Origin of the sequence: Curtobacterium sp. MCBA15_012, assembly GCF_001864935.2 — a bacterium.
Lineage (GTDB): Bacteria > Actinomycetota > Actinomycetes > Actinomycetales > Microbacteriaceae > Curtobacterium.
Map to the genome: position 1 here is coordinate 2,361,513 of NZ_CP126267.1, position 12,987 is coordinate 2,374,499.

The 12,987-nt window shown below is 73.1% G+C and carries 13 protein-coding genes; 7 read left to right on the top strand and 6 right to left on the bottom strand.

Annotated features, from left to right (window positions below):
* Window positions 1-42 precede the first annotated feature (42 nt).
* Window positions 43-1,455, bottom strand: coding sequence for a glycosyltransferase (locus QOL15_RS10740; protein ID WP_071247696.1), 1,413 nt, complete (start codon window positions 1,453-1,455; stop codon window positions 43-45).
* A 76-nt stretch (window positions 1,456-1,531) separates the two neighbouring features.
* On the opposite strand from QOL15_RS10740, the gene QOL15_RS10745 reads away from it, so the two are divergent.
* Together QOL15_RS10745 and QOL15_RS10750 are read left to right on the top strand one after the other, a co-directional pair.
* Complete coding sequence (locus QOL15_RS10745) at window positions 1,532-2,653, top strand: glycosyltransferase family 1 protein (RefSeq protein ID WP_139197505.1); 1,122 nt, start codon at window positions 1,532-1,534, stop codon at window positions 2,651-2,653.
* Window positions 2,650-3,501 (top strand): glycosyltransferase family 2 protein, encoded by an 852-nt coding sequence (locus tag QOL15_RS10750; RefSeq protein ID WP_071247693.1) that lies wholly within the window; start codon window positions 2,650-2,652, stop codon window positions 3,499-3,501. Before QOL15_RS10745 ends, QOL15_RS10750 begins: the two co-directional genes overlap by 4 nt.
* A 91-nt stretch (window positions 3,502-3,592) precedes the next feature.
* Here the strand turns inward: QOL15_RS10750 and rfbA are convergent, their stop codons facing one another.
* Complete coding sequence (rfbA, locus tag QOL15_RS10755) at window positions 3,593-4,456, bottom strand: glucose-1-phosphate thymidylyltransferase RfbA (protein ID WP_065960648.1); 864 nt, start codon at window positions 4,454-4,456, stop codon at window positions 3,593-3,595.
* Between the two features lie 10 nt (window positions 4,457-4,466).
* Window positions 4,467-5,075: a dTDP-4-dehydrorhamnose 3,5-epimerase family protein gene (locus QOL15_RS10760; protein ID WP_065960647.1), complete on the bottom strand. Its 609-nt coding sequence runs from the start codon at window positions 5,073-5,075 to the stop codon at window positions 4,467-4,469.
* Between the two features lie 91 nt (window positions 5,076-5,166).
* Here QOL15_RS10760 and rfbB point away from each other — a divergent pair, with 91 nt between their 5' ends.
* From rfbB to QOL15_RS10775, 3 genes are all read left to right on the top strand, one after another.
* Window positions 5,167-6,153, top strand: a complete 987-nt coding sequence (gene rfbB / locus QOL15_RS10765; RefSeq protein WP_065960644.1) for a dTDP-glucose 4,6-dehydratase — start codon at window positions 5,167-5,169, stop codon at window positions 6,151-6,153.
* A gap of 14 nt (window positions 6,154-6,167) precedes the next feature.
* Entirely contained in the window at window positions 6,168-7,019 is an 852-nt protein-coding gene (gene rfbD, locus QOL15_RS10770; protein ID WP_065960705.1) for a dTDP-4-dehydrorhamnose reductase, read from the top strand.
* Window positions 7,020-7,160: 141 nt separating this feature from the next.
* Window positions 7,161-8,303 (top strand): glycosyltransferase family 1 protein, encoded by a 1,143-nt coding sequence (locus tag QOL15_RS10775; RefSeq protein ID WP_071247690.1) that lies wholly within the window; start codon window positions 7,161-7,163, stop codon window positions 8,301-8,303.
* Between the two features lie 219 nt (window positions 8,304-8,522).
* Here the strand turns inward: QOL15_RS10775 and purE are convergent, their stop codons facing one another.
* Window positions 8,523-8,990, bottom strand: coding sequence for a 5-(carboxyamino)imidazole ribonucleotide mutase (gene purE, locus QOL15_RS10780; RefSeq protein WP_065960703.1), 468 nt, complete (start codon window positions 8,988-8,990; stop codon window positions 8,523-8,525).
* Window positions 8,991-9,060: 70 nt separating this feature from the next.
* A complete protein-coding gene (locus QOL15_RS10785) occupies window positions 9,061-10,197 on the bottom strand; it encodes a 5-(carboxyamino)imidazole ribonucleotide synthase (protein WP_071247687.1) in 1,137 nt (378 codons plus the stop codon).
* Window positions 10,198-10,354: 157 nt separating this feature from the next.
* On the opposite strand from QOL15_RS10785, the gene QOL15_RS10790 reads away from it, so the two are divergent.
* A complete protein-coding gene (locus QOL15_RS10790; RefSeq protein ID WP_065960636.1) occupies window positions 10,355-10,837 on the top strand; it encodes a GtrA family protein in 483 nt (160 codons plus the stop codon).
* A gap of 94 nt (window positions 10,838-10,931) precedes the next feature.
* The gene (locus tag QOL15_RS10795) at window positions 10,932-11,567 is read left to right on the top strand and encodes a hypothetical protein (RefSeq protein ID WP_071247684.1); all 636 of its coding nucleotides are present in this window, start codon (window positions 10,932-10,934) and stop codon (window positions 11,565-11,567) included.
* Between the two features lie 93 nt (window positions 11,568-11,660).
* On the opposite strand, the gene QOL15_RS10800 is transcribed toward QOL15_RS10795, so the two are convergent.
* Window positions 11,661-12,968 carry a UDP-glucose/GDP-mannose dehydrogenase family protein gene (locus tag QOL15_RS10800; RefSeq protein WP_071247681.1) on the bottom strand — a complete coding sequence of 436 codons (1,308 nt, stop codon included), beginning with the start codon at window positions 12,966-12,968 and terminating at the stop codon, window positions 11,661-11,663.
* Window positions 12,969-12,987: the final 19 nt, after the last annotated feature.

Consider the following 12,987-nt stretch of genomic DNA (forward strand, 5'->3'; position numbering starts at 1 on the left):
GTCGTCCCGGACGCGACGCAGTCCGCGCGCAGCGCGGCGCGGTCAGCGCTTGGAGCTGAGCCGCAGCGCCTCGCGGCGCACGCGGTCCCGGACCCGTTCCGCGACCAGGCGCGGCCCGCCCTGCCGCAGCAGCCGTGCGAAGGTCCGCACTTCGTCCAGACGGGTGCGTGCCGGCAGCGGCGGCGGGTCCTCGACCATGTTCCAGATCGGCACCTGGCTGCGCTCGGGCGCGTCCATGAAGTCGAGCAGCGGGCCGAGCACGCGCTCCCAGGTCATCGCGGTCGCGAGGTCGCGGGACGCAGCCGCCCACGCCTCGCGGGCCGGTGCGTCGCGGGCAGCCCGGACGATCGCCGCGGCCAGGGCGTCCACGTCGCCGACCGGCACGGTGATCCCGTTGCCGTGCTGCTCGACGAGGTCGGCGAACACGTCGCCCTCGCTCGTGATGATCGGCAGGCCGGCCCACAGGTAGTCGAGGTTGCGGGTGCGGAAGCTGAAGCGGGTCTCGAGCCCCGCGGGGTGTGTGGTGACCCCCACGTCGGCCTCGGCGAGGTAGCCGGCGCGCTCGTCGTAGGGCACCCACTCCTCGTTGAACACCACGTGCGTCCCGAGGATCCCGAGCTCGCGGGCCAGGCTGACCGCCTGGTCCGGGACCGCGTGTCCGTCGAGCCAGGCGTTCGGGTGCACCTTCGCCATGAAGAACAGCCGCAGCTCGGGGACCTCGTGCCGTGCGACGTCGACCGCGCGGATGAGGGTCAGCGGGTCGAACCAGTCGTAGATGCCGCCGCCCCAGACGAGGACGAAGTCGTCGGTGCCGATCCCGTCGACGACACCGCGCAGGACACCCGTCGTCGGTTCGAAGGGCTGGTCGGTGACCCCGAACGGGGCGATGCGCACGAGGTCGTCGATGCTCCCGCTGCCGTCACCCGCCGCCGCGCCGGCGCGACCGTTCACCGGGCGCACCCGACCGAGCGCGGCCAGCTGGCCGATCCAGAGGTCCCGCTGTCGGTCGTTGGCGCAGAGCACCAGGTCGGCCCGGGAGAGCTGCGCGTTGAGCTCCTTCGTCAGCTCGCTCACGACGCGGGTCTCCTCGTCGCGGTCGAAGCCGTGCTGGCGCCCGAGGAACTCCAGGTGGAACGGGTCGTAGAGGTCCATCACCTGGATCTGCGGGCGCACCGCCAACCAGGGCATCGAGGCGTAGAAGCCGCCCTGGAAGACGACGACGTCGGACTCGTCGACCAGCGCCTCGGCGTTGTCGCCGCGGAACTCGACGACGCGGAAGCCCTCGCCCTCGCGCGAGACGGACCGTGAGGACGCGATGGTCACGTGGTGGTTGCGGGCGGTGAGCGCGCGGGCGATCTCCCACGCGCGGATCGCCGGGCCGGCGAGGCGCTCGGAGATCGGCTCGCCCACGATGAGGAGCACGCGCGCGCGAGCAGGGACACGGGTTGTGGTCACCTGAGCGAGCGTAGCGGCTGGCGGGGTCCGTTATGCTTGACGCTGCCCTGCCAGCCGAGAGGAACCGTACAGCTCCATGACCGTTCCGCTGCTGATCGACGGGACGGCGGTGCCGGAACGTCTCGGGGGCGTGGGGCGCTACCTCGAGGGGCTCGTCGCCGGCCTGCACGAACTCGGTGCGCCGTTCGCGCTCGTCGTGCGCCGCGGACACGTCGAGCACTTCCGGGCGATCGCCCCGTCGGCGCGCATCACCGTGGCCCCGGACTGGATCCGTTCGCGACCGCTGCGCTTCGTCTGGGAGCAGTTCGGACTCCCCCTGCTCCGCCTGCGCGCCGGCGCCCGGGTGCTGCACTCCCCCCACTACACGTTCCCGCTCCTGGCGCACCGCACGGTCGTCACGCTGCACGACGCGACCTTCTTCACCGACCCGGGCGCGCACGTGCCGCTCAAGCGCTGGTTCTTCCGCGCCTGGACCCGCGCCGCACTCGCTCGTCGCCGCGTCTGCCTCGTGCCGAGCGCCGCGACCGCCGACGCCCTCCGCGCCCACGTCCGACCGGTGCGGGCCGAGCTCGCGGTGGCACACCACGGCGTCGACCGCCGGGTCTTCCACGAGCCGAGCGACGCCGACGTCGCGGCCTCGGCAGCGGAGGTCGGCGTCGACCCCGGGCGCGGGTGGATCGCGTTCCTGGGCACGATCGAACCGCGCAAGAACGTCGGCCCGCTCGTCGAGGCCCACCGCCGGCTCCGTCGCGACCACCCGGACACGCCCGACCTCGTCGTCGCGGGACAGCGCGGGTGGGACCCGGTCGCGGCCGCCGCCCTCGACGCCGTGGGGCCGCAGGACGGCGTGCACGAGGTCGGCTACCTGCCCGTCGAGACCCTGCCCGGTCTGCTCGGCGGCGCCACGGTCGTGGCCTACCCGAGCTCCGCCGAGGGCTTCGGGCTGCCCGTGCTCGAGGCGATGGCGACGGGCGCGTGCGTGCTGACCACCGACCGCACCGCACTGCCCGAGGTCGGCGGCGACGCCGTCGCGTACACCGAACCCGACGCGGCAGCGATCGCCGAGGCGCTCCGCTCGCTCCTCGCCGACCCCGACCGCCGCGACGCACTCGGCACGGCAGCGGTCACCCGCGCCGCCGGGTTCACCTGGGCCGCGACCGCGCGCGCCCACCTCGACGCCTTCCGGAGCGCGCGATGAGCCGCGTCGCAGTCGTCACCGTCGCGTACGACTCGACCGACGCCCTCGACGGCTTCCTCGCGAGCGTGCGTGCGTCCGACGGGTACGCCGACGTCGACGTGGTCGTCGTCGACAACGCCTCGTCGGAGCAGGCCGCCGAGCGGGCCGTCGCCGAGCGCCACGGTGCCCGGTTCGTCGACCTGCCCGACAACCGCGGCTACGGCGGCGGTGTCGCGGCGGGCGTGGCGACGCTCGGCGCCGACGTCGAGTACGTGCTCGTGTCCAACCCGGACGTCGAGGTCACCCCCGGTGCGATCGGCACCCTCGTCGAGGCCGCGACCCGGACCCCGGGCGGCGCCGTCTTCGGCCCGCGCATCATCGACGCCGACGGCGAGGTGTACCCGTCGGCGCGGAACCTGCCGTCGATCCGGACCGGGATCGGGCACGCCGCGTTCGGACGGATGTGGCCGGGCAACCCGTGGTCGGTGCGGTACAAGGCCGAACGGGACACCGACCGCGAGCGCGACGCCGGGTGGCTCTCCGGGGCGTGCCTGCTCGTCCGGCGGGACCGCTTCGCGGCGCTCGGCGGGTTCGACGAGGGCTACTTCATGTACTTCGAGGACGTCGACCTCGGCGCCCGCGTCACCGAGGCCGGCTGGGCGAACCGGTACGTCCCGAGCGCCGTCGTCACGCACAGCGGCGCGCACTCGACGGCCCGCAACGTGAAGCGGATGGAGCGCGAGCACCACAGGAGCGCCTACCGCTTCCTGTCCCGTCGGTACGACGCGTGGTGGCTCGCGCCCCTGCGGCTCGTGCTCCGCGTCGGGCTCACCGCACGCGCGCGCTGGGTCACCCGCGGGCAGCGCTGACCCCGTCCCGACGCCTCCGGCACGTGCAGGACGCCCCGGCCTCGTCGAGGCCGGGGCGTCCTGTGTCAGGTGTCCTGTCGGACGGTCGCGGTCAGCGGCCGAGGAGTCGACGCAGGTACACGCCGTACCCGCTCTTGACCAGCGGCGCGGCGATCTGCGCGAGCGCGTCGTCGTCGATCCAGCCGTTGCGCCAGGCGATCTCCTCGATGCAGCCGATCTTGCTGCCCTGGCGGTCCTCGATGACCTTGACGTACTCGGACGCCTGCATCATCGACTCGAACGTGCCGGTGTCCAGCCACGCCGTGCCACGGTCCAGGACCTGCACGCTCAGGGAGCCGTCCTCGAGGTAGCGCTCGTTGACCGTGGAGATCTCGAGCTCACCGCGCGCGCTCGGCTCGATCGTCTTCGCGATCTCGACGACGCGGTTGTCGTAGAAGTACAGACCGGGCACCGCGTAGTCGGACTTCGGCTGCTCCGGCTTCTCCTCGATGGACAGCGCGCGGAACTCGTCGTCGAACTCGACCACGCCGTACGCGGTCGGGTCGGCGACCTGGTACGCGAAGATCGTGGCACCGGCCACCTCGGTGTTCTTCCGCAGGTTCGTGCCGAGACCCGTGCCGTGGAAGATGTTGTCGCCGAGGACGAGCGCGACGCTGTCGTCGCCGATGAACTCCTCGCCGATGACGAACGCCTGCGCGAGACCGTCGGGCGAGGGCTGGACGGCGAACTCGATCGTCATGCCGAGGTGCGAGCCGTCGCCGAGCAGGGCGCGGAACTGCTCGTTGTACTCCGGCGTCGTGATGACCAGGACCTCGCGGATGCCCGCCATCATGAGCGTCGACAGGGGGTAGTAGATCATCGGCTTGTCGTAGATCGGCATCAGCTGCTTGCTGATGCCCTTCGTGATCGGCCAGAGACGCGTGCCGGAACCCCCGGCGAGGATGATGCCCTTCACGGGGACCCCTTTACTGCTTCGTCCGGAGGGACTCGGTGTACGCGACGCACTCCTCGTACGTCGGAAGCAGGCCCTGCTCGGCGGCCTGCTCGAGCGTCGGTGCGCTCGTGTCCTTCTCGGACAGGACGGGCTCGCCGATGCCGCTCGGGAGCTCGAGACCGACGGTCGGGTCGAGGATGCTGATCCCCTTCTCGCGCTGCGGGTCGTAGTGGGCGCTGACGAGGTAGTTGACCGTGGACTGGTCCTCGAGGGCGACGATCGCGTGACCGAGGCCCTCGGACAGGTACACCGCCCGGCGGTCGACGTCGTCGATGCGCACGGAGTCCCACTGGCCGAACGTCGGCGAGCCGACCCGGATGTCGACGATGTAGTCGATGAACGCCCCGCGGACGGCCGTGACGTACTTCGCCTGGCTCGGCGCGACGAGCGCGTAGTGGATCCCGCGCGCGACCCCGCGCGCCGAGATCGACATGTTCACCTGGCGGAGGTCGAGCGGGTGTCCCACGGTGTCCTCCAGCACGTCGGCACGGTACGCCTCGAGGAAGGCCCCCCGTGCGTCGCCGTGCTGGACGGGGGTGAACTCCCACGCGCCTTGGATCTTCAGTTCGCGGATCTGCACCCGGACACCCTAGCAACCGGCCGTCGGTGCGGACACGCTCCCGCTAGACTGCCCGCCGACCGTCGAACCGATCACTGTTAGGAACAAGCGCGTGAAGATCCTCGTCACCGGAGGGGCCGGCTTCATCGGCTCGAACTTCGTCCGCAGAACCCTCGAGGACGCCTACGCCGGCCTCGAAGGGGCCGAGGTCGTCGTCTACGACGCCCTGACCTACTCGGGCAACCTCGAGAACCTGGCACCGGTGGCCGACTCGCCGCGCTACTCCTTCGTGCAGGGCGACATCCGCGACGCCGCGAAGCTCGACGAGGTCGTCCCGACCGTCGACGCGATCGTGCACTTCGCCGCCGAGTCGCACGTCGACCGCTCGGTCCGCGACTCCGGCATCTTCGTCGAGACGAACGTCGTCGGCACCCAGCGTCTGCTCGACGCGGCGCTGCGCCACGGCACGGAGCGCTTCGTGCACGTCTCCACCGACGAGGTCTACGGCTCGATCAGCGAGGGCTCGTGGGACGAGGAGCGCCCGCTCGAGCCGAACTCGCCGTACTCGGCATCGAAGGCCGGCAGCGACCTGCTCGCGCGGAGCTACCACCGCACCCACGGGCTGAACCTCTCGATCACGCGCTGCTCGAACAACTACGGGCCGTACCACTTCCCCGAGAAGGTCATCCCGCTCTTCGTGACGAACCTGATCGACGACCGCCACGTGCCGCTCTACGGCGAGGGCGACAACATCCGCGACTGGCTGCACGTCGACGACCACACGCGTGGCATCGCGATGGTGCTCACCCGCGGTCGCGCCGGCGAGATCTACAACATCGGCGGCGGCACCGAGCTGACGAACAAGGAGCTCACCCAGCTGCTCCTCGACGCCACCGGCAAGGACTGGTCGTACGTCGACCGCGTCCAGGACCGCCTCGGTCACGACCTCCGCTACTCGGTCGACATCTCGAAGATCCAGGCCGAGCTCGGCTACGAGCCGCAGGTGCCCTTCGAGCAGGGCCTCGCGGACGTCGTGCAGTGGTACCGCGACAACCGTTCGTGGTGGGAGCCGCTGAAGGAGCGGGCCGCGCTCGCGTGAGCCGGACCGACACCATGACCCGGTACCTCATCACCGGCGCGAGCGGCATGCTCGGCCAGGACCTGCAGCACGCCCTCGCGGGTGAGTCGGTGACGGCCCTCGGCCGGGCCGACCTGGACGTCACCGACGCGGACGCGGTCGACGCGGCCGTCGCCGGGCACGACGTCGTCATCAACTCGGCCGCGTACACCAAGGTGGACGACGCCGAGACGCACGAGGACGACGCGCACGCGGTGAACGCCACCGGGCCCGAGCTGCTCGCCCGTGCGGCGGTGCGACACGGTGCGCGACTGATCACCGTGTCGACCGACTACGTCTTCGACGGCCACGGCACCGCGCCCTACGCCGAGGACGCGCCGACCGACCCGATCAACGCCTACGGCCGTACCAAGGCCGACGGCGAGCGCCTGGTGCGCGAGATCGCACCGGACTCGTCGTACGTCGTGCGGACCGCGTGGATCTACGGCGCGCACGGGCCGAACTTCGCCGCGACGATGCTCCGGCTCGCCGCCTCGCACGAGACCGTCAGCGTCGTGACCGACCAGGTCGGGCAGCCGACGTGGACCGGCGACCTCGCGGCCCGGATCGTCGAGCTCGCCCGCTCGGACGCTCCCGCCGGGATCTACCACGGCACGAACGCGGGCCAGGCGTCCTGGTTCGACTTCACCCGGGCGATCTTCGCCGAGAACGGTCTGGACCCGGAGCGCGTGCTGCCGACCGACAGCGGCGCCTTCGTGCGTCCCGCCGCCCGGCCCGCGTACAGCGTCCTCGGGCACGAGGGCTGGGCGCGTGCGGGCATGGCACCGATGCGCGACTGGCGCGAGGCACTGACCGCGGCCGTCCAGGCCGGCGCGCTCAGCCGCTGACCGACCCGTACCCGGCCCGTCGCCGCGCGACGGGCCGGGTGCACCCCGCGACCCGGCCCCGAGCCTCCAGACCGCCCCTGGTAGTGTCGGGGCCCGACGGGCCGCGCCGCCGGTCGGTCCGCCCCGGAAGGAACCACCCGAATGACGACCCTCCGCATGATCGTGGACCAGGTGATCGCCCCGGTCCCCGGCGGGATCGGCCGCTACGCGGAGGAACTCACCCGGCAGCTCATCGCCACCGCACCGTCCGGCTGCGAGGTCGAGGGCATCGTGTCCGCGTGCTCGCCGGCCGACCTCGAGCGCATCACGACGCTGCTCCCCGGGCTGACCGAGCTGCAGCGGCTCGCGCTCCCCCGCCGCGAGCTCTCGCTGGCGTGGCAGGCCGGGATCGTCGGCTCCGCCGCGCAGGGCCTGGTGCACGCGCCGAGCGTGCTCGCTCCCCTCGTCCGGCACGACCGCGTGGCCGAGCCCGGCCGACAGGTCGTCGTCACGGTGCACGACACGGTGCCGTGGACGCACCCCGAGACGCTCACGCCCCGCGGCGTGCACTTCCACAAGGCGATGGTGCACCGTGCGTGGAAGCACGCCGACGCCGTCGTCGTGCCGACCCACGCGGTCGCCGCAGCCCTCAACGAGATCCGGCGCTTCGACGACCGCCTCCGGGTGATCGGCGGCGCCCCGAGCCCGCGACTGCAGGTGCCCGTCGACGCCGACGTGCGCGCCGAGCGCCTCGGGCTCCCGGAGCGCTACGTGCTCGCGGTCGGGACGCTCGAACCGCGCAAGGGCCTCCGGCACCTGATCACCGCCATGGCCCACCCGGACGCACCCTCGGACGTGCCGCTCGTCATCGCCGGGCCGGACGGCTGGGGCGACGTCGACGTGTACGGGCTCGCCGAGGCGGCGGGGCTCCCCCGCGAGCGCCTGCTCGTGCTCGGCCGGCTGTCGGACGCCGACCTCGCCGTCGCCTACGACCGGGCAACGGTGTTCGTGTTCCCGAGCCTCGCCGAGGGGTTCGGCCTGCCGGTCATCGAGGCGATGCACTTCGGCACCCCGGTCGTGCACTCGGACGACCCCGCGGTGCGCGAGGTCGCCGCGGACGCGGGCGTCACCGTCGAGCGGGACCCGCTGGACTCCTACCCGGAGCGGCTCGCCCAGGCGGTCTACCAGGTCGTCAGCGACCGGGTGCTCGCGGACCGGATGGCGATCGCCGGGCCGGACCGGGCGCGCATGTACGACTGGCGGGACAGCGCCGTCGCGACCTGGCAGCTGCACGCGGACCTGTAGGCGCGCCGACCGCTCGGTGCGCGGACGCGCCGGCGCGGTCGCTCCTGCGGACGCTCCGTCCGGTGGTCGCCCCTGCGGCGGACGGTCTGTCTGGTGGTCACCGGGTCCCGGCCGGGAGGCGCGGGGCGGCCCCGCCGTGCGGCCTGCGCCCGGTGGGCGGTCACCCGGTGCCCGATCGCGACGGTGGCGAGCGGTGCCCGGTGCGGGACCGGCCCGCCGTCAGAGCGCGTCGCGCAGGCGGGCGGCCTTCTCCTCGACGAGCTGCTCGAGTTCCGCAGCGTGTTCGGCGAGGCGCTCCGCGACGGCGGGGTCCGACGACCCGATGATGCGCGCCGCCAGCAGACCGGCGTTCGCAGCCCCGTTGATCGCGACCGTGGCGACCGGGATCCCGGCCGGCATCTGCACGATCGACAGCAGCGAGTCGAGGCCGTCGAGGCGTGCCAGCTGCACCGGCACGCCGATCACGGGCAGGGTCGTCATCGAGGCCACCATGCCGGGCAGGTGTGCGGCACCCCCGGCCCCGGCGATCACGACGCGGATCCCCCGGCCGGCGGCGGCCCGGGCGAACCGGACCATCTTGTCGGGGGTCCGGTGTGCCGAGACGACGTCCGCCTCGAACGGGATGCCGAGCTGGTCGAGGGTGTCCGCGGCGGCCCGCATGGTGGGCCAGTCCGAGTCGGAACCCATGATGATGGAGACGAGGGGGGCGGCTGCGCTTCCGGTCACGGCACGAGCCTAGCCGAGCGCCCCGGCCGGCTCAGTCGTCGAAGTGCGCGGCGGCCGAGCGCGCCCGGTAGACGACGTCCTCGAGGTCGTCACCGAGCACCGTCACGTGACCGATCTTGCGGCCGGGCCGCGGCTCCTTGCCGTAGAAGTGGTACTTCGCCTCCGGGAAGGCGGCCAGCGCTGCCGGGTAGCGCGCCGCGAGGTCGCCGTCGCCGGGCCCCCCGAGCACGTTGATCATCACGGCGGCCGGAGCATGGGCTCCCGTCGCGCCGAGCGGCAGGTCGAGCACGGCCCGCAGGTGCTGCTCGAACTGGCTCGTCGTCGCGCCGTCGATCGTCCAGTGCCCGGTGTTGTGCGGACGCATCGCCAGCTCGTTGACCAGCAGACGGTCGTCCGCGGTCTGGAACAGTTCCACGGCGAGGACGCCGGTGACGCCGAGCTCGGTCGCGATCCGCACCGCGGTCTCCTCGGCGACGTCCGCGAGTCGCCCGGCGCTGTCCGGGGCCGGGGCGAGCACCTCGGCACAGACGCCGTCACGCTGCACGGTCTCGACGAGCGGCCAGGCGACGACCTCGCCGGACGGGCGACGGGCGACGGACTGCGCGAGTTCCCGGGTGAAGGGCACGAGCTCCTCGACGAGCAGGGCCTGGTCACCGGCGGCCTCCGCGACCGCGACGAACCAGTCGGCGACGTCGGCGGGGTCCGAGACGACCCGGACGCCCTTGCCGTCGTAGCCCCCGCGCGGGGTCTTCACCACGGCACGACCCCCGTGGTCGGCCAGGAACCGGCCGAGCTCCTCGGCGTCGTGCACCGCTGCCCAGTCCGGCACGGCGATCCCGAGGTCGCTGAGGCGACGGCGCATCACGATCTTGTCCTGTGCGACCGCGAGCGGTGCCGGTCCGGGCCGGACCGCGACGCCCGCTTCCTCGAGCCGACGCAGCACGTCCTGCGGCACGTGCTCGTGGTCGAAGGTCACGACGTCGACGTCCCGCGCGAAGGCGAGCACGGTCTCGGCGTCGTGGTAGTCGCCCTCGGCGGTCGCCGCGATGGCCGCCGACATGCCCGGCCCCTCGGCGAGCACCCGGATGTCGATGCCCAGCTCCACGGCGGCCGGCACCATCATCCGTGCCAGCTGACCTCCACCGATGACCCCGACCCGCAACGCCATGCTGTGTGTTCCTTCCGTCGTCCCACCGTCCGGTGACAGCGGATTGTCTATACTGGGCAGCTGTTGTCCACGCCCGGTCGGGCGCGGACCGACCGGCAGACCCGGACAGGCCGTACCCTGCACGGTCTGCGACAACTCTACGGATCTTGGAGAGACCTTGCGGCGACTCATTGCCCAGCTCGCACGCTTCGGCATCGTCGGCGCTGTCGGCTTCGTCGTCGACTTCGGCATCTTCAACCTGCTGCGTGCCACGGTGCTCAACCCGGACGAGGTGCACTCGGGACCCTTCTGGGCGAAGGTGATCTCGACCGTCGTCGCGATCTTCGTGAACTGGATGGGCAACCGCTACTGGACGTTCCGCGACCAGCGACGGTCGGTCGCGACCCGCGAGGGCGTGGAGTTCGTCGTGGTGTCGCTCGGCGGCATGGCCATCTCCCTCGGCTGCCTCGCGATCTCGCACTACGCCCTCGGGTTCACGTCGGCCCTCGCCGACAACATCTCCGGCAACGTGATCGGCCTCGGTCTCGGCACCGCCTTCCGCTTCTGGCTCTACAAGGTGTGGGTGTACCACCCCGAGCGCGACGTCCAGACCCGCGACGAGGTGGCCGCACCGCGCGACGAGGTCGTGTCCGGCAGCTGAGCCGACGACCCCGCCAGGTCACGATCGTGTTCCGTCCGTCGACCCTCCGGCACCGCGCGTGGTGCGTCCGCGCCGACGCTGCGAGGATCGGGGCATGAGCCGATCCCGCCGTGTCCCGGTCCGCACCGTCCCGATCGTCGCCGCCCTCGGGCTCGGACTCGCACTGAGCCTCGGGCTCGCGGCCTGCACCGAGGGCGGGGACCCGGCCCCGAGCCGGAGCGCCGGTCAGTCGCCGGACGGCGCGGCCACCGACGCCACCGGGCCCGACGCGACCGCGACGAGCGGCACCGGGAACGGCAGCGGCGTCGAGCACCCGGACGAGGTCGACTTCTCGAAGGTCGCGGCGCAGGGCGTCGCGGCCGCCGGCGGTGGGACGGTCGTCTCGATCGCCGGATCGGGTGACTCCTGGACGGTCGTCGTCGTCGGGCCGGACGGCTCGCAGACGCAGTCGGTCGTCTCGGCGGTCCTCGACCGCGTGACGTCCGGTCCGTTCCCGAAGCAGGTCGACGCCGCGGCGCAGGCCTCGACCGTCGCCCTCGCGGCAGCGGTGCAGACCGGTGCCGGGCCCGCGGCGGCAGCTGCCGAGGCCGCCGTGCCGGGCAGCGAGCTGCGCTCCCTGGTGCTCGGCGGGTCGACGGCCGCACCGGTGTGGACCGCGACCGTGGCCGACGGCTCGGCCACCAGCACGGTCAGCGTCGACGGGACGACCGGCACCGCGACCGTCGGCTGAGCGGCGCCACGGCGGGCACCGGCGCCGGGCCCGGGGCGGATCCGGGCGCACGGACGGGACCGAGCACCACGGCGCCCGGGCGTCCGACCGCGCTCAGCGCCCCATGCCGCGGTAGGTGAAGCCCGCCGCCGTCCAGGCGTCCCGGTCCAGGCAGTTCCGCCCGTCCAGGACGATGCGCCCGGCAGCGAGCCCGGCGACGGCCTGCGGGTCGAGCGACCGGTACGCCGCCCACTCGGTCAGCACCAGCACGGCGTCCGCGCCGGCCAGTGCGTCCTCGGCGCGCTCGACGTACCCGAGCTCCGGGCGCAGGCGGCGCGCGGTCCCGATCGCCGCCGGGTCGTGGGCGGCGACGGTGGCGCCGAGCTCGACGAGCCGCGCGGCGATGTCGAGCGCGGGCGAGTCCCGGACGTCGTCGGAGTTCGGCTTGAACGCGAGCCCGAGCACCGCGATCCGACGGCCCGCGACCGAGCCGCCGAGCAGCTCCTCAGCGAGGGTCACGACGTGCGCGCGACGCCGCAGGTTGATCGCGTCGACCTCGCCCAGGAAGGCGAGCGACTGCCCCACGCCGAGCTCGTCGGCGCGAGCCTGGAACGCGCGGATGTCCTTCGGCAGGCAGCCCCCGCCGAACCCGAGACCGGCGTTCAGGAACTTCCGGCCGATCCGGTCGTCGTGGCCGATCGCGTCGGCGAGCGCCGTCACGTCGGCCCCGGCGACCTCGGCGATCTCGGCCATCGCGTTGATGAACGAGATCTTCGTCGCGAGGAAGGCGTTGGCGCTGATCTTCACGAGCTCGCTGGTCGGCAGGTCGACCACGAGCCGCGGGATGCCGGCGGCGAGCGCCCGGGCGTACACCTCGTCGAGCACCGCGACCGCGCGCTGCCCGGCCTCGCCGGCGGGCACGCCGTACACGAAGCGGTCCGGCGTGATCGTGTCCTGGACCGCGAAGCCCTCGCGGAGGAACTCCGGGTTCCAGACGAGCGTCGCCTCGGGCTGCACCGCACGGACGCGCTCGGCGAGCCGCGCGGCGGTCCCGACGGGCACCGTGGACTTGCCGACGACCAGGTCGCCCGGCGCGAGGTGCGGCAGGAGCCCGGTCACGGCGGCGTCGACGTAGGTGAGGTCCGCGGCACCGCTCGGCCCCTGCGGGGTCCCCACCGCCAGGAAGTGCACCCGGGCGCCCGCGACGCGGGACGGGTCGGTCGTGAACTCGATCCGGCCGGAGGCCAGGGCCTCGGCGAGGGTCTCGGGCAGTCCGGGCTCGAAGAACGGGGCGTCACCCGCTGCGAGCCGTCCGATCTTGTCCGGGTCGACGTCGAGCGCGACGACCTCGTGTCCGAGCTTGGCCATGGAGGCGGCGTGCACGGCACCGAGGTACCCGCAGCCGATGACGGAGATGCGCACGGGACGACGGTACCGGACC

Bases quoted from the DNA above. Each gene is read 5' to 3' on its own strand.
- QOL15_RS10795 (WP_071247684.1), top strand. From the start codon at position 10,932: ATGAGCCGATCCCGCCGTGTCCCGGTCCGCACCGTCCCGATCGTCGCC.
- QOL15_RS10745 (WP_139197505.1), top strand. From the start codon at position 1,532: ATGACCGTTCCGCTGCTGATCGACGGGACGGCGGTGCCGGAACGTCTC.
- QOL15_RS10750 (WP_071247693.1), top strand. From the start codon at position 2,650: ATGAGCCGCGTCGCAGTCGTCACCGTCGCGTACGACTCGACCGACGCC.
- rfbD (WP_065960705.1), top strand. From the start codon at position 6,168: ATGACCCGGTACCTCATCACCGGCGCGAGCGGCATGCTCGGCCAGGAC.
- QOL15_RS10775 (WP_071247690.1), top strand. From the start codon at position 7,161: ATGACGACCCTCCGCATGATCGTGGACCAGGTGATCGCCCCGGTCCCC.
- QOL15_RS10785 (WP_071247687.1), bottom strand. From the start codon at position 10,197: ATGGCGTTGCGGGTCGGGGTCATCGGTGGAGGTCAGCTGGCACGGATG.
- purE (WP_065960703.1), bottom strand. From the start codon at position 8,990: ATGGGTTCCGACTCGGACTGGCCCACCATGCGGGCCGCCGCGGACACC.